The organism is Bradyrhizobium sp. USDA 223, assembly GCF_044909005.1.
In the GTDB taxonomy this organism is placed as follows: domain Bacteria; phylum Pseudomonadota; class Alphaproteobacteria; order Rhizobiales; family Xanthobacteraceae; genus Bradyrhizobium; species Bradyrhizobium yuanmingense.
In genome coordinates, this window is record NZ_JBIYDR010000001.1 from 1,142,105 (window position 1) to 1,166,124 (window position 24,020).

Genomic DNA, 24,020 nt, shown 5'->3' on the forward strand with positions numbered 1-24,020 from the left:
ACGCCGGAGCGAACCCTGTGTTGACCGCCTTCGAATCTGTCGCGTGGATGTTCATTTAGCTGCTTTGGATGTCAGTCCCATCAGTTGCCCGACTGCGGGAAATACGGTCCGGTGCCGATGCTCGAGGACCAGAAAGTACTGGAGCGCCCAGGTCACCAGACAGAAAACCATGGAACCGAGCGCGAGCTTTAGCACGCTGTCGAACCGAATGTAACCTGCAATTGTTGCTAGAAAAACGCTTGCCAGGAGAAGGATTGCGAACTGGGTTCTGATCATCTTCGCGAACTGATTGCGATCGAGCTCGAGTGCACTGCGCAACTCTCTCAACTGCAAGGGAAGCACGGCGATACTGCCGATGACCTGGCCAAGTATCAGGGCGCGTTCCGCGAACAAATGCAGTGTCGCGGCGGACACCGCCGCCCAGATCAGAAGCTGAACGGCCACCAGCCGGTTGAGCTTGGCCTGCACCTCGGGCCGCGTCAGGAAGATCAGGCTGCCGATTGCCACATATTGCGCGCAGATCGGAACCAGGAAGCTCAGGCCCATCCAGAACGCGTAAGGCGTAAGAAGCGGGCCGATCCAGATCTCCATGATTTGAGGCGAAAGGATAGCGGTGCTGGCGAGCGGCGGCACGACGAACATCGGCATCATGACGAGGCCGAGGTCACCGAGGCGCTGGAACGACGCGGCGCTGCCGCGCTCGTCGAGCCGACTGGCAACCGGAAGCAGAGCGGAAGTCAGGAGACTGACCACAACCTTGGAGAGCCGCGACAATCGTACCAGCGCGTCGTAGGTGCCGACGGCCCTGGGGCCGAACAGCAATCCGATCAGGAACGGTTGAAGCGGTCCGGAAATGCCGCCCATCAGCTTGCCTTGCAGCAGCAGCAGGCAACGATGCAGAATGTCCTTTCGGATGTCCCGGGTCCAGGGCAGCAATCGCACGTGCTTGTGCCGCAGGGCGACGAAGGCGGCAATTCCGATGACGACGGCGCGGGCGACCAGGGTGGCGAGATAGATGTAGGCGACCACCTCGAAGCCTGCCGCCGCCCACGATGCTGCGAATGTCAGGCCGACATAGGCCGCCGTCGACGTGACCTCGGCGGCGCGGAGCAGGTTGTAGCGCTCGAAGCCTTTGACAATGCCTTCCCACACCAGCGCCGGAACGAAGATCAGATTTGCGAGGGCAGTGTAGTGCATGATCCGGGCGAACGTCTCGAGGTGCGCGGCGTCAACCTTCATCGCGATGACGAACAGTGGCGTCGCGAGCCAGATCGCGGCGCTGAGGATCAAGGCAAGAGCGATGGAGGCCGCGCCCAGGAAGGCGATCTGGCGGCTGGCCTGGGTCCAGTTGCGGTGCTCGCGCGCGCGCGCGACGACCTGGGTTGCGACCTCGGACAGACCGAGGTCAAGCACCGCCATCATGCCGCTGGGAAGCAGAAGCCGCGAAATGACGATGAGACCGAACTCGGTCACCCCCCAGGTTCCGATGATCAGCGGAATGACTGCGAGGCCCAGCAAGGCGGCCACGCCGAAGGCAAACGCCGAAATCACCGTGTTCTGGATCAGGCGCTTGATCATTGGTGTTTCGTTACCAAGCGCTCAATCCGCCATCGACGGCGATGTTCTGCCCGGTCACGTAGGAGGCCGCGTCGGACACCAGGAACAGCATGGTCCCCACCATCTCATCCGCCCGCGCCATGCGGCCAAGCGGGACGCGAGCACCGTAGCGCGTCTTGAACGTCTCGTTCTGTCCGCTCTCCACCCCGCCCGGGGTGAGCGTATTGACCCGAACGCCCTTCGCCCCCCAGTAGGTCGCGAGGTGCTTGGTCAGGCCGATGACCCCGGCCTTAGACGCCGTATAGACCGCCGGCGTGTTGATGGCGCGGCCGAGATATTCGGAGCCGTCGTAGATGCGCTGGTCGGGTGCCATCAGGCCGTAGATCGAGGCGGTCTGCACGATCGCACCATAGCCGCGCTCGGCCATCCGGCCGCCGAACACCTGCGCGACGGTGAACATACCGTCGAGATTGACCGACATGATCTCGCGCCAGGTATCCTGCGAGAACGTCTCGACCGGGGCGAAGAAGGCGTCCACATCGCGGGTCTTGCTGGCGGCGTTGTTGAGCAGGATCGAGACCACTCCGAGGTCGGATTCGATTGCATCGGCCGTCTTGCGCACCGCATCGGGATTGGTGATGTCGCAACCATAGCCCTTGGCCCGGACGGCATGGCGTGAGGCGACGTCGGCCGCCGCGGCGTCGGTCGCAGCCTGATCGAGATCCACGATCGCGACATTGGCGCCGAACTCGGCAAGCCCCTCGGCAAATCGACGTCCGAGAATGCCGCAGCCGCCGGTGACGACGGCCGTCCGCCCAGTCAGATCGAACAGAGCCTTGAAGCTCGTGGTCATCGCTTGCGCCTCCTCAGGCCGGCGGCCGCTGGCGGAGCAACAGTTCCACCACTGCAAAATCGAGATCCGAATCGATGTCGATCGAACGCTCTTCCGGCATCTCGAACAGGCGCGTATCCGGATAGAACACCGCGGGGTGCTCCAGGAACGGTGCGACCCGCCAGACATAGATCGACGCGTTCATGTCGAAGCAGCGCGGGGCGTCCTGCCGTCGGGTGATCGGCGGATTCGCGGATTTCGAGAGGCCGACGCTGCCGTCGGTGCGCTGCTCGACGAGGTTGAAATACGGCGAGCGCCGCGCCGGCGCACCGGTGATGACATTGCGCGCGCCGCTCTCGCGCAGCAACGCCACTGCACCGGTGATGTCCGAGGCCAGCCTGAGCGGGGACGTGACGTCGAGATCGACGAAAATTTCCGGCGTCCGACCCATTTGCGCTATGGCCTGCTCGAGGCAGTGCCGGATCGCCGGCAGCTTCGGCGCGGTGTCGGTCGCCATCTCGTCGGGGCGCTTGACCGCGATATCGGCGCCGGCCTTCACCGCCGCATCGAGCAAGGCGTCCGAATCGCTGCTGAAGGCGATCGCGTCGAACAGGCGGGTCTCGCGCGCCTGCTCGATGCTCCACGCGAGCACGGGCCTACCCAGGAGATCGCGCGCGTTCTTGCCGACGACACCTTTCGAGCCGCCTCGCGCGCAGATGGTACAGACAAGGCTCATGGCGAAACCCAGGTCTTGCTGCGCAGCGCGCGCTCGCTGGCGTCGATCAGATGCATGACGCCGAGGGCCTCCGGCAGCGAACAGGCCGGACTGGCGCCACGCATCGCCGCCACATGCATGTCGCGATAGGTCTGGTCGCGCTCGCTGGGGATCTCCCTTGCCTTGCCGTTGACGGCGAGGCGCCCGCCGACGAGATCGGCCTCGATGGTGTCGTCATCGACATTGACGCGAATGCGACGGACGCCCTGACGATCGAGATAGTCCATATGGACGTGGACGGACGGCGCCCGCTGCATATCGAGCAGCAGGTCGAGGTGGTCCTCGACGTCGATGTCGCGCGTGCCGGAGGCGCCGCCAAGTGCTGCGACGCGATGCCATGGCCCGAACAGCCAGAGCAGATAGTCCAGCTCGTGGCTGAGATCCCGCAGCACGCCGCCTCCGGCATCAGCCGTGGCGGAGGCGGTTGTGCGGTGATCGCGGTCCGGTCGCCAGTCCCTGATGTCCTGGCCGACATAGGCGCCGACCGTGATCACGTCGCGTCCGCGCAGCGTGTCCGCCAGCGCCGTCATCACTGGGTGAAAGCGCAGATTGTATCCGACGCTGACATGGGCAAACGGATATTTCGGGGGCGGTGCCGGCGTTGCGAAAAGCGGCTTTTCGACGAGGACTTTGCCATGGAAGCCGGTTTGCGCCAGCTCTTGCAGATTGTCCGCATGGCGCGCCGTCTCGGTGGCAATCACGACGTAGTCCGGATGCGCCGCCGCAACGGCCTGCGCGATCGAACCGTAGTCGCCACCTTCGCGCCGGCTGACCGTTGCGACCCGAAGGCCGAGTTCGCGCAGGACGCGCGCATGCCTTGTGCCGATCGAGCCGAGGCCAACCACGACGGCTGTTGTCGAGGTCACGGGAAGACCTCGTGAAACTCCGCATGCGCCTGCTCGAAATCCTCCAGCCGGCCGATATCGAGCCAGTACTCGCGAATCGGATAGACCGCGACGCGTCCCTTGTCGGCAATCACGCGCTCGAGCACGGTCGGCATGTCGATGCTGACGCCCGGCGTGACGTGGCGGAAGACCGACCTGCCGATTACATAGATGCCGGCACTGACGAACCAGCTCTCGGTCGGCTTCTCGCGAATGGTCTGGAGAAATCCGTCCGTGGTGGACACCACCCCATAGGGGACGTGCACCTTGTGCTCGCGGACAGCCATCGTCGCTTCTGCCGGCGCTCCGTTGTGGAAGTCGAGAAGCGCTCCGTAGTTGATCGTGGTGAGGATGTCGCCGTTGGTGACGATCATCGGCAGATCCGGCGGTGTTGCAAACAGCCCGAGCGCACCGGCGGTGCCGAGGCGCTCGGTCTCGTGCACGTACTGGATGTTGGCGCCAAAGGCGGCGCCATCTGCAAAGTAATCCTTGATCGTCTGGGCCTTGTAGTTCACCGAGATGAAGATGTTGCCAAAGCCCTGCTGCACGACGTTGCGGACGATCGTCTCGAGCAGTGGGCGGCCGCCGACATTGAGCATCGGCTTCGGCACGTCGCGCGTCAGCGCGCCCAGGCGCTCGCCAAGGCCGCCGGCCATGATCAGCACCGGATTCTGATATTGGCGCGGCTCGAGCAGTTCATCGAGCGTCTCGACCACGACGAGATGGCCGCCCTCGTCGACGAGCGGGAGCTGCTTGATCGACCTCTGCCGCATCAAATGCAGGCGATCCTCACGGGACAAGGTCGCAGGGGCCGACACTGGCGTCCGGTTCATGATATCGGTTGCAAGCCCCGTGAGGGCGATGCCGCGCAGCAGTCCGCGTCTGACGTCGCCGTCGGTGACCACGCCGAGCAGCCGGTTCTGGTCGTCCAGCACCAGCGCAATCTGGATGCTTCCGCTCTCGATCGCGGCAATGGCCTCGCCCACACTGGCCTGGGTACCGACGATGGCCTTGCGCCAGGATTTCATGGCAATTCTGCCTCGTACACGCCGGATTTGTGGGCAGCCCACGGCTGAGCCTGCTATATCGCGGCTGCGAGAGGCGGCGTCAACCCCGTCAGGGGACCCGGGCTTGTCCTTGTTAATTCACGCGTTTTCGGGCGCAATCGGTCGGTTTGAAGCGTCCGGGCCCGCCCGCTAAGATCGGTGCAGCTCAGGGGAATCGCGATGGACGATCTGATCATCATCGGCGGCGGCGAACATGCCTTCATGGTCTACGAGGCAGCGCTTCTGTCGGGCCAGTTCAACGTCATCGGTTTCCTCGACCGCCAGCCGGGAACGTTGGGCGATGCGCGCTATCTCGGAACCGATGATGTTGCGCCGAACTATCCCGATGCCGCCTTCGTGGTCGGGGTCGGAACGATGCAGGCGGGGCCCGCGCGCCGGCAGATGATCGGCCGGCTGCAGCTGAATCGCTGGGCGTCGGTCATCCATCCCCGCGCGTTCGTCTCGCCGTCGGCCACGATCGGTCCGGGCAGCGTCGTCATGCCGGGCGCGATCGTCAATGCGCGAAGCATGATCGGCCATCACTGCATCATCAATTCGGGCGCGGTCGTCGAGCACGACGTGCGGGTCGGGCACTACACCCATCTGTCTCCGGGAACGGTGGTCGGCGGCGGCGCGGAGATCGGCGACAATTGCTTCGTCGGGCTCGGCAGCCGCGTTCGCGATCACATTTCCATTGGCAATGATACGCTGGTCGCGATGGGCTCTGTCGTCACGGGCTCATGGCCGCCCGGCTCGGTGCTGCGCGGGGTTCCTGCCAAGCCTCGCCGCTAGACCGGATCATCCGGCTCGAGCGCCCGCGGTGCCGCGGGTTCCGATCAGGGACCAGTACTCGATCGGCGACCGCCCCGTGCCCGGCCGCTTGGCGGTGATGTCGGCCGGACCAATGATCTCGCCGGCCTTCAGTGCGCGTGCCGCCACGATGCTCTTGCGCGCCACCGGCACATTCCCGACCTCGGACTCCCTCGGCGCCTTAACGCCGTCGCCGAGCGCGGCCTCGACATTGCGGATGGCGCCGACCATCCGCTTGAAATCATCAGGTTCGAGCGAGGCCGCGTGGTCGGGACCCGGCGCGCTGCGATCCAGCGTCAGGTGCTTCTCGATGACCGCCGCCCCGAGCGCGACCGCGGCGACCGAAACCTCGAAACCGTCAGTGTGATCGGAATAGCCGACTGGAAGCTGGAACGCCGACCGCATCGTCGCCATCGCAGCGAGGTTCACATCGGCGATGGGGCAGGGATATTCGGTCGTGCAATGGAGCAGGCTGACGTGCCGCGCCAGCGTGGCGCGCGCTGCCGGATCGCGCCACGCCGCGCGGAAAGATGCGAGGCCCGCAGCATCGTTGCGCTGCGCGTAGCCGTGCGCCAATACGCCGAGGGCTTCCTCGATTTCGCTGAGCGTCGCCATGCCGGTCGAGAGGATCAGCGTCGCACCGGCCCTCGCTGCAGCGTGCAGCAGCGGGGCATTGGTGAGATCGCCCGAACCGATCTTGATGCGCGGCAGTTTGAGCGACAGCAGAAAGGCCAGCGAAGCGTCGTCGAACGGTGTCGACAGAAACGCGATGCCGCGCTCCTCGGCGCGCGCGATCAGCGTGTGATGCGCCGCCTGGGGCAGCTCGAGACGTTCCAGCATGGCGAGCTGGCTCTCGGCGGCGTCCGTCGTCCGCTGCTGATAGTCGGCCTTCTTCGCCGCTCCGCCCGCCAGCGCCTTCGCGCTGAAGGTCTGGAACTTGACGATGTCGGCACCAGCATCGGCCGCAGCATCGACGAGGGCCAGTGCCTTGTCCAGGCTGCCGTCGTGATTGACGCCGGCCTCCGCGATGATCAGCGTGTGTCTCGTCATGGCCGCGCTCCGTTTGCGGGAGCTTCGTAGAAGCCCTTCTTCAGGAGCTGGCCGAAATCCGGGATGGCCGCGATGATGTCGGCAAAGCGCCGGCTGGAATCGCCGTCGCCATAGGGATTGACGGTGTCCTTGCGGCCCCGCTGAAGCGCTTGCGAGATCGCCGCGGCGATCGCGCCGCGCTCGGGCGTGGCGTGAAATACCGAGTCGGCGCGCTCGCGCCCCTTCTGACGGTCGCCGATATCCACCGTCGGAACACCGAATGACGGCGCTTCGAGGATGCCGCTCGACGAATTGCCGATCACGACGTCCACCTGGCTCATCAGGCTGAGATAGCGGAGCTGCCCGAGCGAGGCGACCGCGATCGTGTTCGGCCGGCCGGCCGCGAAGGCCTTGGTCCGGTCGTTCAGCGCGCGCCCTTCGGCATCGGCATTGGCGAGCGTGAAGATGAGGCGAAAGCCGGGATCGAGCCTCGACAGCGCCGCGAACAGCTCGTCCAGCTCGGCCACCGAGCGTCCGGCCTCGACCGTCACCGGATGGAACGTCACGAGCGCATTGCGTTCGCCGAGCGGCATCCCGATCGCGTTGCCGATGTCGTCGCGGTTCATCAGAACGAGATGCTTGATGGCGTCGATGCCGACCGAGCCGATGGTGTGAACACGGGTTGGGTGCTCGCCAAGCTGCATCAAGCGCCGCGTCGAGTCCTGATTGCTGGTGAAATGCAGATGCGACATCTTGCTGATGGCGTGGCGGACGGATTCGTCGACGGCGCCTTCGGTGACGTCGCCGCCGAACAGATGCGCCATCGGCAGCCGCATGAACATCGCGGCCTGGGCGGCCGCGAACATCTCGAAGCGGTCGCCGAGCACGACGACGAGATCCGGTCGCAGCCGCGTGAACGCGTCGGCAAAGCCGATCACGCCGAGCCCGACCGATTTTGCAACGCCCGCGCCGGTGTCGCTGGCAAGCAGCGTCTCGACGCGCTCGTCGACCTCGAAGCCCTCGTCGCGGATGTCGTTGAAGGTGTAGCCGAACTCGGGCGCGAGATGCATACCGGTGGCGATGAGCTGGAGCTTCAAGCCTGACGTCTCGCGGATCGCGCGCATCGGCCAGACCAGCAGCCCGAAATCGGCCCGGCTGCCGGTGACGAAGCAGATCTTTCGCGCGCCGCTATTCATCGCGGGCTCTGATGCTGGCGCTGCTCGGCAGGTTGATCAGCCGGCGTTCGATCGACTCGGCGGTGGAGAGATCGCCGCGCGGGCTGTCCGAGAACATCGGCAGGCGGTGCATCAGGGTCCAGGCCGGCCGCGCGCCGAAGCCGGCTTCGTTCAGCGCCGTCAGCAGGTCGTCCCGCCGTCCGGCATGGGCCTCGTCGAGCAGGATCGCGTTCAGCCAGTAATTGCTCGTGGTGCCCTCGGGCTCGCGCGAGAAGCTCACGCCGGGAACGTCCGCAAAGACGCGCTCATAGGCTGCCGCCAGCCGGCGCTTGCTTGCCAGGAATCCGTCGAGTTGCTCGAGCTGGGCGCAGCCGAGCGCGGCGTTCAGGTTGGGCAGGCGGTAGTTGAAGCCGATCTCGTCGTGCACGAAGGCCCATTTGTGCGGCAGCTTCGCGGTGGTGGTGAGATGCTTGGCGCGGCGTCCCAGCTCCTCGTCGTTGGTGAGGATGGCGCCGCCGCCGCCTGTGGTGACGATCTTGTTGCCGTTGAAACTCAGCGCCGCGAGCCGCGCCTGCGATCCGACGGCGTGACCCTTGTAGGTCGAGCCCAAGGATTCCGCGGCGTCCTCCACCAGTGCGATGCCCCAGTCGCGGGCGATCGCGGCGATCTCGTCGAGCTCGACGGGATGCCCGAACGTGTGCATCGGCGAGATCGCGGCGATGCGGCGTCCGGTCTCGCGATTGACCGCGCCCTTTGGCGTTCGCTCGGCAATTCTCTCGAGCCGCGCGGCGATGGCGCGCGGGTCCATGCCGAGCGTGGCGAAGGAGCTGTCGACGAAATGCGGCACCGCCCCGCAATAGGCGATCGCGTTCGTGGTCGCGATGAAGGTCAGTGCCGGCGAAATGACCTCGTCGCCGGGCTCGACGCCGGCGAGGCGGAAGCAGGCGTGCAGTGCCGCCGTGCCGTTGACGACGGCGACCGCGCGCCTGGCGCCCGTCACCTCTTCCAGCATCCGCTCGAATCGGTCGACGAACGGGCCGACCGAGGAGACGAAAGTGCTCTTGATGCATTCTTCGAGATAGGCGACCTCGTTGCCGGCAAACACCGGCTCGTGCAGGCCGAGGATGCCGTTGGGCGTGCCTGCGGCGCGCCGGACGGCATCGACCACGGCCTTCGGATCGAAGGTGCGCGTAGAAATGTCGGATCTGGTCGCGGCCGTTCCCACAATTGCCTCAGACATTGTAGACGTCCGCCTTGTAGCGGCCGAGATTGACGGGATTGGTGAACCAGTTCACCGTCTTCTCGATGCCCTGGCGCATGCCTTCGATCCCGCCGAATTCCGGGGCCCAGCCGAGCTGCTGGCGCGCCTTGGAATTGTCGGCCCAGAGGCGCTCGACCTCGCTGTTCGCCGGGCGCAGGCGCGCCTCGTCGGTCTCGATCTCGATCGTGGTCCCCATCACGTCGGCGATCATCTGCGCGGTGGCGCCGACCGAGATCTCGAAGCCGCTGCCGAGATTGATGGTCTGGCCGACGGTCTGCTCGGCCGGAGCGGTGAGTCCTGCGATCAGGCCGCGCGCGGTGTCGGTGACGAAGGAGAAGTCACGGGTCGGGCTGACGGCGCCGAGACGAATCCTGCGCTTGCCGGTCGCGATCTGGCTGATGATCGTGGGGATCACCGCACGTGCCGATTGCCGCGGTCCATAGGTGTTGAACGGCCTGATCACGACGACCGGCATGTCGAACGAGGCGTGGAACGATAGCGCCATCTGATCGGAGGCAATCTTCGAGGCCGAGTAGGGCGACTGGCCGACCAGCGGATGGCTCTCCTTGATCGGAACGGTCTGTGCCGTGCCATAGACCTCGCTGGTCGAGGTCTGCACGAAGCGCCGCACGCCGGCCATGCGCGCGGCCTGGAGCAGGTTCACGGTGCCGCGCACATTGGTCTCGACATAGGAATCGGGCGCGACATAGGAGAAGGGAATCGCGATCAGCGCCGCCAGGTGCAGCACGTCGGTGCAGCCGCTGGCGGCTGCGATCATGAAATGCGGATCACGGATGTCGCCGGCGACCACCTCCACGGACTTCATGATGTCGGCGGGAACGGTGTCCAGCCAGCCCCAGGAGTTGAAGGAGTTGTAGTAGACGATCGCCTTGACGCGGGCCCCGGCTTTCACCAGCTCCTCGACGACATGCGAACCGATGAAGCCGTCGCTGCCGGTAACGAGGACGCGGGCGTCCCTCAGATCTGCCATGCCGGACCCCAAAAGGCGATTAAGCCAGTCTTCGCAACAAGATGGCGCTATAGCATACTGGCGGTCGCGCGCAACAGAGCAGCGGTACGAAAGCTGCCAAATGCCCGGGGATGCAGCGGTTTTGATGCGCCATCTAAGTCTTGCCGGCTGCCTTCAGACGCGCTCTTACGAAGGCCTCGAGATTGCCGCCCTGGAACAAATGGCCGGGAAGGCCGGCCGCCTGCGCGGCCTCGAGGTCGCTTGGCTTGTCGCCGATCACCATGCTGCGCGCCATGTCGATGGGAAAACGCTGCGCCAGGTCGGTGATCATGCCCGCGCCCGGCTTGCGGCGGTCGCTGACACGGCAATAGCGGGCCACGGTTCCCTCGGGATGGTCGGGGCAATATTCGAACGCGTCGATATGCGCGCCGACGAGTGCCATCTGGTCCGCCATCCAGCGGTGCAGGGTGTCGACGTGATGCTCCTCGTAATAGCCGCGCGCGACGCCGGATTGATTGGTGATGACGAAAGCGAAATAGCCGGCGTCGTTGACGGCCTTCACGGCCTCGCGTGCCCCGTCGATCCATTCGAGCTTGTGCGTCTCGAATGTGTAGCCGGAATCATGGTTGAGCACGCCGTCGCGGTCGAAGAACACGGCGGGACGCCGCAGCTTCTCGCGCAGCTCGCGATCGGCGCGCGCGAAATCGTCGGGGATGCCGATGTCAATGAAATAGCCGCGATAGGCGGTGCCGCGCAGCTCGCCGCGCGAGGCAAGGCCGGGAAACGCGTCCTGTTCGAGAGAGGCAGGAAGCTTCGCGATATCGGCGAGAACGGACTTGTCGACGACGTAGATTCCGGCATTGACCGGACCGGTGGCGCCCGCACCCGGGGCGATGAAATCGCGCACCACGTCGCCATCGAGCGCGACGCGCCCGTAGCGGTCCCCGACGACGCCGTCGCGCAATGCCATGTGAATCCGGCCGTTCCGCGCACGCGCGATCAGATCAAGCAGGTTGAAGTCGAACAGCGAGTCGCCGTTGAGCAGCAGGAAGCGGTCGTGCAGCAGATCGCGCGCGTTCACGAGCGCGCCGCCGGTACCGAGCGGCTCGGTCTCGCGCGCCACCAGGATCTTTGCCCGGCCCCGCACAGCGCCGGCGTAGTGGCTCTCGACGATGTCGGCCTTGTGGCCGGCTAGCAGGAGGATTTCGTCGAAGACGTCATAGCGGACGAGTTCATCGATCAGAGTGTCGAGAAACGGCCTGCCCCCGATCTCGAGCATCGGTTTCGGCACCGCCTTGGTGCGCGCGCCAAGCCGCGTGCCCAGCCCTCCGACGAGGACGACAGCCTGTCTCAGCATGATTTGTCCCTTCGACAGCATGAATGATGCAGCACGACGCCAATCTGCCGCAATGCGGCGGGCAATTCCCGTCTTGTCTTCATATCAGCGCGAACAAGGAATGCGAACGACGACGGTCTGCCTGTTGGCGAACAGGACCGGAAACGGGCCTGCGCGAAGGGCATCAATGATCGTCGGCTCTATCGGCTCTGCGGGAGGAAAATAACCGAGACGCTGGTTGGCTGCGAGATGGGTCCACTCGATCGTGCGGGGTGTGATGATCGCGACGAGCTCCCAGGCGTTTTCGCCCGTCCCCAGGATGTTCTTAATCGCAGCCTTGGCCTCCTCAGGCGGAATTTCAGGGATTAATGCGGCGGCAACGTCGGCAGGCGGTGGGGCCTGGCCCGGTGCCCGCGCACTGCGGACCGACCGCATGATTCCGCTCAGAGCATCGGCCCTCCGCATTTGGAACAAGACTTCTGTGCTGATGGATGCCATCAGAGGGGCGATCAGGCTGCAAGTACTTGCAAGCCGCTGATCGCCCTCGGCCGGCTGCAGAATCGTGCGCACGACCGATTTCGCCCGCGTTGCGGTCATTTCGTTCACAGTGTCCAGATTGGAGAACAGATAGACGACCGGCGCGCCGGTGGTCGCCCGCACGATGCCCATCGTATACGGGTCCGAGAGGATGATTCCTTTTCGTAAATTCTGGCGGAGCCAATGGGCCAATTCGAGCTCGTCGGCGTTGTAGTGTGAGACGATCGCAGTGCGGTCGGGAAGGGTGCCGTAACTGTAACTCCTGTTGATGCCGGACAGACCGATCTTATCGATGGCCATTCCCAAGCCCACGATCCCCGCCAGAGCGAAGATGGAGACCCGTCGCGACTGAATCAGGGTCAATAGCGCGAGCGCGACGAGCAGCGCGACGCCGGCCAATTCCACCGGTCGCAGGACTGCCTGATAGCGGGCAACGGGCAGCTCGGCTCGCCATGCAAATGCGTAAACCAGAATCACGAGAGCCGTCCCGAGCAGCGCGACGGCGGCGGCCGTCAGGGCTCTCCGATAACGCGGGGAGCGATCAGAATCGACGAATAACTGACTAAAGAGCTCGGTAGCCGTGATCGTGAACAGCGACAGTATGATCGCGCTGGTGCGATACAGGAACGGGAAGCCCGAAAGCACGGCAAGGCTCAGACCACAGCCTACGACCCATGACCAAACGAGTGTCACGAAGCGGTCGCCACGAGCTCCGATCGCCCCGGAGGTATTACGGAGGGCGGGTCGGGTCATCCACCAACACCCAATGCCCAGCGTAGTACAGATGGACAAGACCGGACCGATCGTCCGGCCGAGCTCGATCGTGGCGACCAGCGGTCCGGAGCCCAGGAAGAGCTCTTCACCGCCTTCTATCCTTCTGCCCAGCATCAATTCCGTAATCGAGGAAAATGTGTCGTTGGCGCTCATTGAAGGGATGTAGCCGAAGCGCATTCCCACCACGCTGACGACAATTCCGAGAATGATCGGGGGCAACACGAAGGACAGAATCCGCAGCACCGCGAGGCTGGGCGATGGCCAGGCGGAATTCATTCGCGCCATCGCGAGATACATGAGCCAGCTGGCCACAGCGATCGGAACGAACAGGTAGGAGCCGCGATGTGCAAGCACCAGCGTCGCCGGCCAGATGCAACCAAGAAGGAAAACCGCGCCATATCTTCCGGCGCCGCCGAAAATCCTGAGCAGGAACAGCCCGGCTATGAGCAGAGCAAGCACGAGCGTGTTGTTGTTCAAGACGAACGCGAGCAGCAGAGTCGCGCCCGCGGCAATAGTCAGCAGCAGAACAGATCGGGCCGAGATAGCGTTTGCCTCGCGCGGCGCATTGCTGATCAGCACGCCGAGAAATACGACGCTGCTGACGACCGCCAGGCTGCCGTTCGTCATCAGGGCGACTGCATTGCTGGTCGCGGCAAAGAAGAAAGCGATCCATTTCCGGGGCGAGGTGGGATAGACGCCCTGCACGAAGGCGTAGGACGCCAATAGGAAAAACAGGATCGAGAAGAAGCGATAGGTCCAGGTAAATCTAAGGAGTTCGAGGCCCAGCGTTCCCGCGAGCGCGCCTGCTACTCCCGAACGAAGATCGACATAGGACTGGGCCGCATACGGATTGATGATACCGCCATCGGCGTACTCTTGTGCAGTCTTCATCCAGTGAACATCAGCGCCGATGTCCGCAAAGGGAAAGCTGGAAAATGCGCCGAACGACCACCACCATGTCAGCAGCGCGATTGGTAGCGACAGAATGCACCAAGTGGCAGCCGCGCGCGCCTCATTGGGGCTCGGGCACCAGCTAGGCAATGACCAGGCAAGTCCGAAGCAGGATACGACGACCAATGTCGCGAACTGAAGCCAGATGTCGGTCACGAATAGCGATAGGGCGCCGAGCAGGATGCCCGTGGCAGAGGCGCCGACGCTAAATCCAAGGACAACGAACTGAGCCTTCGTGAGCCGGCATGCCGATACCAGGCTCGCAGGCGCAATGGCCAAGATCGAAAACCCGGTGCCGAGCTGGATCAGGAAGTACAGCAAGGTTAGGACAAAGGTGGTCGTCCACATCGCGAGATCTCTAGGATGGGGGCCGTCGTAGCAGCCGAGAATTGAAGATCTTCAATCTCCTTTCGGTAGCTTGGCCTCGCTGCCAATGATCAGGAAGCAGAGCGTGAACGGGTGTTCCGGCGAAAAGCTTCTTAAGTGCGCGGCCATCAGGACCTGCCTTTCCGCCCGCAGCAGCCGTCGTGGGACGTGCGCTGCGGGGCGTATTGCAGACATTTGCCCCAGGGAATGTTCGACAATACGGAGAACGCCCGCGCCTTTGTTTGCCAGCGCACGTCAGCACTTCCTCGATGGAACGGCCAGAATCGGAGTGATGCTGACGAGCGGTCGTTGAAGCACGGTGTAGGTCCAGGAAAGGCCGATGTTCCGCCTGTGTGAGGTGGATACCAAGTCACTAGCCAGTTCGGTCATACGGGAGCCGCAGCCCCAATGCAAGGATTCGACCGCAGCGATGGCAGCACTCGTTCTGGTAGCAAGAGCACCCTCATGTCCAGCGGCCGCTTCGGCGCCGAAACTTGAGCCTGACGGCGGCCTTGCGGACTTAAAGTGCATTGTTGCGTATCGCTCGCTGCAGCGGCGTTCCCGGTTGATTCCCTTGTCGGCACAGCGTAAACAGGCGCTGAAATCGCGCTGACGTTTTAGCATGCGGGCAAGAACATCGCGTATGATTTGGGTTAAGCCGCCGACCAGCTGTGTCGATCCCTTGCTCTCCCGCCGAGTCCTGTCGAATGCCCGGTGATTTGCTGATTGGCGAAGCCGTCGCCAGAGGTTATCCGCCCGCTGTTCTCTATCTCCGCAATGACGAGACCGTCACGACGGAGGTCTCCGCATTCAACTACTTCTCGGTCTTCATGAAGGACCATCCGGAGGTGGATGCGCATGTCTGGTTCTTTGATGGTGCGGGCACGCCGGCCGGTCATTTCCACAGGGAACTCGGCATCAACGGCCAACTGCAGTTGCAAACTTCGGATCTGTGTCCCCGGGTTTCGGGTACGGTGGCGATGGCGCTGATTCCGAAGCACGATAAGCTTCGTCCCGGTCGGAAGGTGACCACCGGCTATTACGCACAATATTTCTCGCAGCACGGCGCGGTGACATTGTCGCACGAGCGCGAGCCGGTCGCCGCGGCACCATTCCCGACTTCCGCCTGGATGCAATCCTATCTCACCCGTTTCCTGAAGGAATCGGGCGTCGTGCTGGTGAACTCCTGCATGGCGCCCGAGGGCGTCTCCGTCGGGACGGCCCGGCTCATGGCCCTGGACGGCACCGAGTTGGGCCAGCGTGCGCTGCCGGAAATCTCACCGATGGGAGCCGCGCGCATCGGCACGCTGGATCTTTTCCCCGAGGCCGAAAAGCTGATCGGCGTGGCCGAAGGTTTTGCCCTCGAGTTCAAAGGCACCAACATCGCCAGTCCGTTCAGCTATTACGAGTTTGCCAACGGCAAGTTCAGCTTGCATCATTTTTGAAGGGCGCGTCCGTGACTCGTTTCCCATCCCGTCCCTGGAAGCCCTACGAGCCCAGATTCATGTTCCCGACGTTTGCCGGCGTCGAATCGCGCATGGGTTTCTCGATTCCTGTCTGGTATCGTCCGATCGACATCAGGTATCTGCGTAGCCTCGTCGCCGGCAGCCTGCGCAAGAATTTTCGCGAAACGTTCAAGGATCTTGTCCCCGAGCTCGCCAGCCTGGTCGCATCGGGCTTCACCAAGAAGCTGAGGTTCAAGCTGCACATTCTTTCGCGCAATGGCGAGTACCGGGCAACTTACGAGTTCCCTCGGGATTACGCGCCGGGTGCGTCCGTCGAGATCGAGCTGTCGCGTCTTTTCGCCTCGCTCAAGCTGCCACAGGACGATTATCTGGTCATCGCCGTGATGTCGCGCGGACGAATGGACGGCTTCCGATCCTCGCCTGCCAGCTATTCCATGACCTATGTCGACCAGGACAACGTCGCGATCTACCGCACCGGCGCGTTTGCCCGGCCCTTGAACGAGGGCCGGCTCAAGGCGCATGTCGGCTTCACCGGCATCAATCCGAAGATCATTGCGACCAGCGACATCGTCAGCAGTGTGCTGCTAATCAATCACTCTTCCGATCCCGAATATGCCCATCCGGCACGGCCGACGACGAGGCTGATCCGCGAGGACGGCGAGGAGCTCGAGGCGGACTTCGGCGAGATCCCGCCGCTCGGGGCGCGCGAGACGTCGGTCGTGGATATGTTCGGCCCTCGTGTGTTCGACTTCCTCAAGCCGTTCAGCGGTCGCGGAAGCACAGTCACCACCTGCGCCGGGGTCACGCTCGCCAGCCTGCACCTGCAGCGCACGAACGACAATCGGCGGACGCTGCTGGGCATCGAGCACTCGCGCCCCGCCCACATGAATCTCGCCGGGATCCTCCAGCACTAGTTGAGCGATCGATTGTCACAAGATGGATCAATAACGTCATCGCCCGGTCCTCACGGGCGGCTCTTAGATCTCGGCGACGGCATGAAGGCGCCATCGCTCACTCTTGTAATGGTGTTCTGGATCATCTCCAATCTCTTGGTTGTTGGTTGGTGGTGGCTCGAGCTTTCCGACACGTGGTGGTGGATTGGAAGTGTCGACAGATACCGCGTTCCCTGGGTGCTGCGGAAGCTTGGAGTAACTTTTCCCGATGTGTTGCGGGCTGCTAGCATAACATTCTATGTGCTCGTCGCGCTGGCGCCGCTGCCACTACTCTTCAAGTTTCGGAGGAATTTTCGCGGTCCAGTCGCCTTGGGACTGCTCGTCAGCTGTTGTCTGGCCGCGTCAATCACAGCTCACGAGGCCAATTTGCTGCGTGAGCAGATGCAGCACAGCCTTGATCACGAGCGGGCGTTTGCCCATGGAGAGCTCGTTGAAGGCATTATCCGTCCGCTGATATCGAAGGTCGTGGAAACCTACGTTCAGGTTCTCGGCGACGATCGCCTGCAAGGATCGACTTACCGCACGCATATCGCGATCAACTATATGTTCGACTCCTTATCGTTCCTCGGGGTGTTTGCGCTGGCGACCCTTCTGCTCTCGCCGATCTCGACTTGGCTCTGCCTGTTCACCTTCGCGTTCTACACGCAGATCGCCATCTATCCGGGGCGCATGGGGCCCGTATTCATTGCAGGTGGGTTGTTCTGGCAGCTGTTTCTGCTGGTATCTCAGCGTTACCCCGCCGCCATCATATCGGGGCTTATCATCAGTTTTGCTCGGACGGACGTCGTATTCGCATCGGCCTTCGTATTGGTCAGTCTCGCGGCCTTCGAGCGGCGTTGGCCTACTGCGAAGGAATGGTTCGCTTTTGCAGTGCTGGTCGGCATCTCTCTGGCGGTGCCAAAAATTCTGCTGTGGATGCATCCTGACGCGAACTTCAGCTCATTCCTGATTGCGCGTGGCGACTACTTTACCAAGCTCAAAGGCAATCTTTTGACCATGAAGATTGCGGTCGCCATTGCCTGCCCGGTGCTCGCGATTGTCATCTTGAAAACACGCGCGATCACCCGGACGATGGCCGCTGTCATCCCACCGGCCCTGATCCATGTAGGAATCGTGTTCCTAATTGCCGATTTCTCCGAAGTTCGGCTGATCATTCCCGCGCTCGGTGCGCTCGCGTTCGTTAGCAGTGAGGCGCTCGGAAATCTCTTGGCAAGCGAAAAAAGAGAAAAGCTCAGCGCCGGCTGAAGTGTGGACCGGTTGGATGATGGCAGGTCACCTACATCGGACTTAGACAGTTGCTCGGTGTTTCGATCATTGGTTGCGCCGCTCTGACGCCGTATGGTAAATTCTAACACATGACTAGGGGAACGCGGGCGGCGTTACACGGGCGAAGCTAAGTGGGGTTGCGAACAATATCCTGACCACTAGGCCCACGCATTCGTGCGTCGATCTTCTCGGCGGTCTTCTCTCATCGCATCGGAAGAGAATGACCTGTGGGGCCAAACACGTTGCGGCGAACATTGCCGAATGAAAGTTCTTAGAATGGATCACATTGTTACTACTAGCCAAGAGGGACTGAAGTCTGGGGACAAATCCAAGCCTTTTACGACAGAACTTTTGTTCATCATCTTGTTTGCCGTCGCGGCCGCGGTCCCAATCTATGTGATTTCGAAGTTCTTGCTTGTTGCCCCTTATGCCTTCCCTGAGTCCGACGACTTCTGCTGGTTCTATCGTTACAGGGACGACGGCCTATTGAAGATGATGATCATCTTTTATCATAGTCTCGTCGGTAGAGTTGTCCCACTGGCCTTGATCGCAGTGCCGGGAATCGTTACCGGCGGCTCCGCCCAACATTTCGTTGCAGCATATCCCGGAGTGCTTCTTGCCTTCGCACTGTTTTTCGCAGGCTCCATGGTTTGGGTTACAGCTCGGTTGTGCCGCGGCGCTCCGGTCAGTCGACTGATCTTCCTGTCCCTCGGTCTAGTCGCGACGATCTGGGCCAACTCGCAGGATCCTCGCGAACTGCTCTACTGGTTACCTGGGACTGCGTGTTATGCGGTCCCGGCGGCGTTCGTAGCGATCATTCTGGCGGAGCTATATACCAGCGCTGCGGATGGCCGCGAGCTCTCGCGCCTGGGAGTAAGCAGCCTTGCCGCGATTTCGTTTCTTTCGGCGATGTGCAACGAATTTACACCTCTTTGGCTGGTGGGGATCGTCGGTAGCTCTTTCTTATTCAGGCGATTTTCGGGCCATCCACGACCGCAGTTAGCTGCGCATATCGTATTGTTGACGGCCACGCTGGCGGGATTTGCCATTCTTCTGTTGGCGCCCGCGAATTCGACACGAATGGGCCTGTTTCCGGGCAGTGGGAACTTGGTGGAGGCGCTGAAATATGCCGTCAGGCCATCGCGCGCGGATTGGATACGAGCGTTCTTTATCGCGATACCCTGGTCCCTTGCCGCTAGCCTTTGTTTGGCTCCGTTCAAAGCCAAACAGGGTAATACAAAGAAGCTGGCAGTCTTGTCCGGTGGATTGGTAATCGTGCTTTTTGGTTGTGCGTACTTGGCGCACTTCGTTGCGTACTATGCGACAGCGGATCGCTTGCCCCCAAGAGCGAACAACGAAGTGATCATCGTGCTGATCGTGGGGTTTGCTTGTGCTTTTTCTGCAATCACGGCATTTGTCAGCAACTTAAGACTCGGTACTGTCGGTACAGCAATAGCGTGCGCGCTGCTCACGGTGCCGATTCTCAACGGAAGCGCCTTCAAGCTGATGCGTGCCGAGTGGCCTCTCTTAGATGCTTTCCGCACACAGAGCTTGCACCGCGAGCATCTCCTGTTATCCGCAGGAGGATCTGACCTTGTGCTGCCCGGCTGGACGGTTCGCCCGGAGCTACTGGTAAGTCAGGATTTGGGGCGTGATCCCGACCGTCTTCCAAACGACTGTATCGCTCGGGCATATCAGATAAAAAGCGTGGTTCCGGAGTGATTGTTGATGCGTCCAGCGAGAGCTGGGCGCGTTCAATCGAAATTGATCCGCTCGCGCTCGACCACGATCGGCCGTCGCCGGACCTGATTGAAGATCGCCACGATGTATTCGCCGAGCACGCCGAGGAAAAACAGCTGCACGCCCCCGAAGAAGAACAGGCCGATGATGATCGTGGGGATGCCGTGCGGACCGATGTCGAAGCCGGCTATCTTGAGCAGGAACACGACGAACGCATAGGCGAAGCTCAGCGACGAGATGATCAGTCCGAAGAAAAACGCAGTACGTAGCGGCACGGTCGAGAAGCTGATGGCGCCGAGCAGCCCCTGGTCGATCAGGCTCGACAGCCGGTTGCGCGAGATGCCGTGCTTGCGCGCCAGCCAGGTGTAGGGCACGCCGATCGAGCGAAAGCCGCATTCGAACGGCATCATCCGCATGAAGGGCTGGACGTCTTCGAATTGCTTCATGGCGTCCAGCACCTTGCGGTCGACGAGCTGATAGTCGCCGACGTCGGCCGGATAGTCGACATACGACATGCGGCTGATCATCTTGTAGTAGAGATGCCGCGCGGTCCGGCTCAGGAAAGGCTCCTCGCGCCGGGCCCGGATGCCGAACACGATCTCGTAGCCTTGCTCCCAGTGCTTCACGAAAGTCGGGATCAGCGATGGCGGGTCCTGCAAATCCGCGGGCATGAACAGCACGGTGGCATCGCCTGTCGAGGCAAGCACGCCGTTGTAGGTGTTCCTCAAAACGCCGAAGTTCCGGGCATTCACGATGACCTTCACCGAGGGATCGGCCGCTGCGATCTCCTTGAGAATCTCCACCGTCCGGTCGCTCGAGGCGTTGTCGCAGAAGATGTGCTCGCGCTCATAACCCGGGAGCTCGCGGTCGAAGATTTCCTTGACCGCCGCGTAGCATTCCCGAATTCCGGTCTCCTCGTTGTAGCAGGGCGTCACAAGGCTGATCTTCTTTCGCATCAATCCTCCAGGACGTCCGTCGAGCGGGGGCCACTTCCCCGCGTGGGAATCAGGCAGCCGGCGAACCGCCCGAGAGGACTGGCGCACCGGTGGTGGGGTTGCCATCCTTCAATCGTTTCTTTAGCAGGTAAGTCGGCAACTTCAACCGTTCCGGGAAACGGGGCGGGGCGGTTTGATCTTGTTGACAAGACTGGGCTAATCGTTCTGATGTGACGTTTTCTGCTGGACGGGTATGAGCATGAAGGCCGTGATTCTGGCAGGTGGCTTCGGGACTCGCATCACCGAAGAGAGCCACGTCAAGCCGAAACCCATGATCGAGATCGGTGGCAAGCCGATCCTCTGGCACATCATGAAGATCTTCTCGTCGCACGGTATCGACGAATTCGTCATCTGCTGCGGCTACAAGTCCTACGTCATCAAGGAATATTTCGCGAACTACTTCCTGCATATGGCGGACGTGACGTTCGACCTCGCCAACAATTCGATGGAAGTGCACAACAAGTTCGCCGAGCACTGGAAGGTGACTCTGGTCGATACCGGTCTCAACACCATGACCGGCGGCCGCCTCAAGCGCATCAGGGACTACGTCGGTAACGAGACGTTTTGCATGACCTATGGCGATGGTCTCGCCGACGTCGATATCGGTGCGCTGCGGGAGTTTCATCGCGCTCACGGGCGTCACGCCACGGTCACCGCGATCCAGCCGCCGGCGCGTTTCGGCGCGCTCGATATCGGCGACGACGTGGTCCGCCATTTCGAGGAGAAGCCGCGCGGTGACGGCCGCTGGATCAACGGTGGTTTCTTCGTGCTGGAGCCGGCGATCTTCGACTATCTCGGCGACGACGCCACCATCTGGGAGCAGGAGCCGCTCAAGCGCCTGTCGCAGGACGGCCAGCTTGCAGCCTATCGCCACGCCGGCTTCTGGGAGGCAATGGACACCCTGCGGGACAAGGTGCACCTGGAGCAGCTCTGGGACAGCGGGCAGGCGCCCTGGAAGCGTTGGCAATGAATCCAGGCTTCTGGAGCGGCAAGCGCGTTCTCGTCACCGGGCACACTGGCTTCAAGGGTGGGTGGCTGGTCGTGTGGCTACGGCGTCTCGGCGCCGAAGTCGCGGGTCTGGCGCTGCCGCCGTCGACGACGCCCAACCTGTTCGATCTGGCGCAGACTGAGCAGGACATCGTGTCGGTCTTCGCCGATATCCGCGATCCACTCGCGGTCAAGGCGGTGTTTGACCAGTTCCAGCCCGAGATCGTGTTTCACATGGCGGCGCAGGCGATCGTGCGAACATCCTATGACGATCCGGTCGGGACCTACGCGACCAACGTCATGGGCACCGTGCACGTCTTCGAGGCGGTGCGGAGCTCCGGCGTGCGCGTGGTGGTCAACGTCACCAGCGACAAATGCTACGACAACAGGGAGTGGGTCTGGGGCTACCGCGAGACGGATCCGCTCGGCGGCAAGGACCCCTATTCCAGCAGCAAGGCCTGTGCGGAACTGGTCACGGCTGCGTACCGGTCCTCATTCTTCGGTGGAACTCGCCGGATCGGCTTCGCCAGCGCCCGCGCAGGCAACGTGATCGGGGGCGGGGACTGGGCGCAGGATCGTCTCATCCCCGATGTGATCGCCGCGATCCGCAGCGGCCAGCCAGTGCCGGTCCGCAATCCGGACGCGGTGCGGCCCTGGCAGCACGTGCTCGAGCCGCTGTCGGGCTACCTTCTGCTCGCCGAGCATCTATGGCGCGATCCGGCTGCCTTCTCGAGCGAATGGAATTTCGGTCCCGACGCCGACAGCGTGCGCACGGTGCGCTGGCTGGTCGATCGCCTCGCGCTGCTGTGGGGTGTACCGCCGCAGCAGATGCCGCAGCCGGGACAGCATCCGCACGAGGCGCGACTGCTGTCACTGGACAGTTCCAAAGCGCGGGCTCATCTCGGCTGGGCGCCGCGTTGGGGCCTCGATCGCGCCGCCTCCGCTGTGGTGGCGTGGTACAAGGCGTTCGAGCAGGGCGCCGCGGTCAAGCCGGTGATGGTTGACCAAATCGACGCTTTCATGAACACACAGCGGGACTAGCCGCCTTTCCAATTGGATGAGTATGATGGCCACCACGTCGACGAGACCGCTTACCGAGATCAGAGGTTGCGAGGTCTGCGGCAATGACAAGCTCGTGCCGGTGCTCGATCTCGGCCTGCATCCCCTGTGCGACGACCTGGTGGCGGTCGGCGATTCGCGCCAGTGCCGCGAGTACCCGATCCAGATCGATTTCTGCCCGACCTGCGCCACCGGCCATCAGCGCTTCCAGGTGCCGAAGGAGGATCTGTTTCCCAAGGATTATCATTACCGCTCGCGCTTCACCGCCGACGTGCTCTCCGGCATGAAGAGCCTCGTTGCGACCTGCGCCGAGCGGATGGGACCGCTGACCGGCAAGATCGCGCTCGACATCGGCTGCAATGACGGCAGCCTGCTCGACTTCTTCCGCGAAGCCGGTGCGACAACAGCCGGCATCGAGCCGACCGGCGCGGCGCAGGACTCCGCCGCCAAGGGCCATTACGTGGTGCAAAACTATCTCAGCACGGAGACCGCGGCAGAGATCCGCCGCGCGGTCGGCACGCCCGACATCATCACCTTCACCAACGTCTTCGCGCATATCGAGGATCTGAACGGTGTGCTTGCGGCGATGAAGACCCTGCTCGGGCCCGAAACGGCGATCGTGATCGAGAACCATTATCTCGGAGCGGTGCTGGACCGGCATCAGTTCGACACCTTCTACCACGAGCATCCGCGAACCTATTCGTACAAATCGTTCAGCTTCATCGCAAAATCGCTCGGCCTCGACATCGTCAACGTCGAGTTTCCTGCGCGCTATGGCGGCAATATCCGCGTCATTCTCGGACATGCGGCCAAGAGCGATGCCGTCGCAGCCGACATCGTTGCGCGCGAGAACAATTTCCAGGCCGAGTTCGCCCAGCTCGCGCGCGACGTCGAACTCTGGAAGGCACGCAAGAGCGCAGAGCTGAAGAAGATCATCGCGGCCCATGGTCCGGTCAGGGCCAAGGCGTTTCCGGGCCGCGCGGCGATCCTGGTCAAGTTGCTGGGACTGACCGAAAAGGAGATTGTTGCAGTCCACGAGAAGCCGGGCTCGATCAAGATCGGGCACTACGTGCCGGGCACGCGCATCCCGATCGTCTCCGACGATGAATTGTTCGCGCATGGCGACCAAGCCAAGCCACTGCTCAATCTCGCCTGGCACATCTCACGCGAGATCCGCCAGTATCTGCAGGACAACGGATACAAGGGGCCCGTGATCGACGTGCTCAGCGCGGACGATTTTCATGCCTGAGG

General features: G+C 62.7%; 20 protein-coding genes. 8 read left to right on the top strand and 12 right to left on the bottom strand.

The window, feature by feature from the left end:
• Positions 1–51: 51 nt before the first annotated feature.
• From ABIA40_RS04925 to ABIA40_RS04945, 5 genes are read right to left on the bottom strand one after another with little or no spacing between them, the layout of a single operon-like run.
• Entirely contained in the window at positions 52–1,578 is a 1,527-nt protein-coding gene (locus ABIA40_RS04925; RefSeq protein ID WP_404539523.1) for a hypothetical protein, read from the bottom strand.
• Positions 1,579–1,588: 10 nt separating this feature from the next.
• Positions 1,589–2,410, bottom strand: a complete 822-nt coding sequence (locus tag ABIA40_RS04930) for an SDR family oxidoreductase (protein ID WP_271537301.1) — start codon at positions 2,408–2,410, stop codon at positions 1,589–1,591.
• Positions 2,411–2,423: 13 nt separating this feature from the next.
• The gene (locus tag ABIA40_RS04935; protein WP_404539526.1) at positions 2,424–3,125 is read right to left on the bottom strand and encodes an acylneuraminate cytidylyltransferase family protein; all 702 of its coding nucleotides are present in this window, start codon (positions 3,123–3,125) and stop codon (positions 2,424–2,426) included.
• Complete coding sequence (locus tag ABIA40_RS04940; RefSeq protein ID WP_271537304.1) at positions 3,122–4,030, bottom strand: Gfo/Idh/MocA family protein; 909 nt, start codon at positions 4,028–4,030, stop codon at positions 3,122–3,124. The genes ABIA40_RS04935 and ABIA40_RS04940 overlap by 4 nt, the downstream gene beginning before the upstream one ends.
• Positions 4,027–5,076 (bottom strand): nucleotidyltransferase family protein, encoded by a 1,050-nt coding sequence (locus ABIA40_RS04945; protein WP_404539529.1) that lies wholly within the window; start codon positions 5,074–5,076, stop codon positions 4,027–4,029. The genes ABIA40_RS04940 and ABIA40_RS04945 overlap by 4 nt, the downstream gene beginning before the upstream one ends.
• Positions 5,077–5,274: 198 nt before the next feature.
• Between ABIA40_RS04945 and ABIA40_RS04950 the strand changes: the two genes are divergently transcribed.
• A complete protein-coding gene (locus tag ABIA40_RS04950; protein WP_404539532.1) occupies positions 5,275–5,886 on the top strand; it encodes an acetyltransferase in 612 nt (203 codons plus the stop codon).
• A 6-nt stretch (positions 5,887–5,892) separates the two neighbouring features.
• Here the strand turns inward: ABIA40_RS04950 and neuB are convergent, their stop codons facing one another.
• The 6 genes from neuB to ABIA40_RS04980 all read right to left on the bottom strand — a co-directional run bounded on the left by neuB (position 5,893) and on the right by ABIA40_RS04980 (position 14,285).
• Positions 5,893–6,954: an N-acetylneuraminate synthase gene (neuB, locus tag ABIA40_RS04955; RefSeq protein ID WP_404539534.1), complete on the bottom strand. Its 1,062-nt coding sequence runs from the start codon at positions 6,952–6,954 to the stop codon at positions 5,893–5,895.
• Positions 6,951–8,129, bottom strand: a complete 1,179-nt coding sequence (neuC, locus tag ABIA40_RS04960) for a UDP-N-acetylglucosamine 2-epimerase (RefSeq protein WP_404539537.1) — start codon at positions 8,127–8,129, stop codon at positions 6,951–6,953. The genes neuB and neuC overlap by 4 nt, the downstream gene beginning before the upstream one ends.
• Positions 8,122–9,348 carry a LegC family aminotransferase gene (locus ABIA40_RS04965; RefSeq protein ID WP_271537313.1) on the bottom strand — a complete coding sequence of 409 codons (1,227 nt, stop codon included), beginning with the start codon at positions 9,346–9,348 and terminating at the stop codon, positions 8,122–8,124. The genes neuC and ABIA40_RS04965 overlap by 8 nt, the downstream gene beginning before the upstream one ends.
• Positions 9,341–10,360 (bottom strand): NAD-dependent 4,6-dehydratase LegB, encoded by a 1,020-nt coding sequence (locus ABIA40_RS04970; RefSeq protein ID WP_404539540.1) that lies wholly within the window; start codon positions 10,358–10,360, stop codon positions 9,341–9,343. The genes ABIA40_RS04965 and ABIA40_RS04970 overlap by 8 nt, the downstream gene beginning before the upstream one ends.
• A 133-nt stretch (positions 10,361–10,493) precedes the next feature.
• Positions 10,494–11,696: an HAD-IIIA family hydrolase gene (locus tag ABIA40_RS04975; protein WP_404539543.1), complete on the bottom strand. Its 1,203-nt coding sequence runs from the start codon at positions 11,694–11,696 to the stop codon at positions 10,494–10,496.
• Between the two features lie 84 nt (positions 11,697–11,780).
• Positions 11,781–14,285, bottom strand: a complete 2,505-nt coding sequence (locus ABIA40_RS04980; protein WP_404539545.1) for a hypothetical protein — start codon at positions 14,283–14,285, stop codon at positions 11,781–11,783.
• Positions 14,286–15,010: 725 nt separating this feature from the next.
• Here ABIA40_RS04980 and ABIA40_RS04985 point away from each other — a divergent pair.
• From ABIA40_RS04985 to ABIA40_RS05000, 4 genes are all read left to right on the top strand, one after another.
• Entirely contained in the window at positions 15,011–15,748 is a 738-nt protein-coding gene (locus tag ABIA40_RS04985) for a hypothetical protein (protein WP_271537321.1), read from the top strand.
• 59 nt (positions 15,749–15,807) lie between these two features.
• On the top strand, positions 15,808–16,683 hold the full coding sequence (locus ABIA40_RS04990) for a hypothetical protein (RefSeq protein ID WP_271537323.1): 876 nt from the start codon (positions 15,808–15,810) through the stop codon (positions 16,681–16,683).
• An 81-nt stretch (positions 16,684–16,764) separates the two neighbouring features.
• On the top strand, positions 16,765–17,967 hold the full coding sequence (locus ABIA40_RS04995; protein WP_271537325.1) for a hypothetical protein: 1,203 nt from the start codon (positions 16,765–16,767) through the stop codon (positions 17,965–17,967).
• A 297-nt stretch (positions 17,968–18,264) separates the two neighbouring features.
• On the top strand, positions 18,265–19,710 hold the full coding sequence (locus ABIA40_RS05000; protein WP_271537327.1) for a DUF6056 family protein: 1,446 nt from the start codon (positions 18,265–18,267) through the stop codon (positions 19,708–19,710).
• Positions 19,711–19,742: 32 nt separating this feature from the next.
• Here ABIA40_RS05000 and ABIA40_RS05005 read toward each other — a convergent pair whose 3' ends face one another.
• On the bottom strand, positions 19,743–20,684 hold the full coding sequence (locus tag ABIA40_RS05005; RefSeq protein ID WP_271537329.1) for a glycosyltransferase family 2 protein: 942 nt from the start codon (positions 20,682–20,684) through the stop codon (positions 19,743–19,745).
• A 238-nt stretch (positions 20,685–20,922) separates the two neighbouring features.
• Between ABIA40_RS05005 and rfbF the strand changes: the two genes are divergently transcribed.
• Genes rfbF through ABIA40_RS05020 form a run of 3 tightly spaced genes read left to right on the top strand, consistent with a single transcriptional unit; the run spans position 20,923 to position 24,018 of the window.
• The gene (gene rfbF / locus ABIA40_RS05010) at positions 20,923–21,693 is read left to right on the top strand and encodes a glucose-1-phosphate cytidylyltransferase (RefSeq protein WP_271537330.1); all 771 of its coding nucleotides are present in this window, start codon (positions 20,923–20,925) and stop codon (positions 21,691–21,693) included.
• Entirely contained in the window at positions 21,690–22,751 is a 1,062-nt protein-coding gene (gene rfbG, locus ABIA40_RS05015) for a CDP-glucose 4,6-dehydratase (RefSeq protein WP_271537332.1), read from the top strand. The genes rfbF and rfbG overlap by 4 nt, the downstream gene beginning before the upstream one ends.
• A gap of 25 nt (positions 22,752–22,776) precedes the next feature.
• Positions 22,777–24,018 carry a class I SAM-dependent methyltransferase gene (locus ABIA40_RS05020; RefSeq protein WP_271537334.1) on the top strand — a complete coding sequence of 414 codons (1,242 nt, stop codon included), beginning with the start codon at positions 22,777–22,779 and terminating at the stop codon, positions 24,016–24,018.
• Positions 24,019–24,020: the final 2 nt, after the last annotated feature.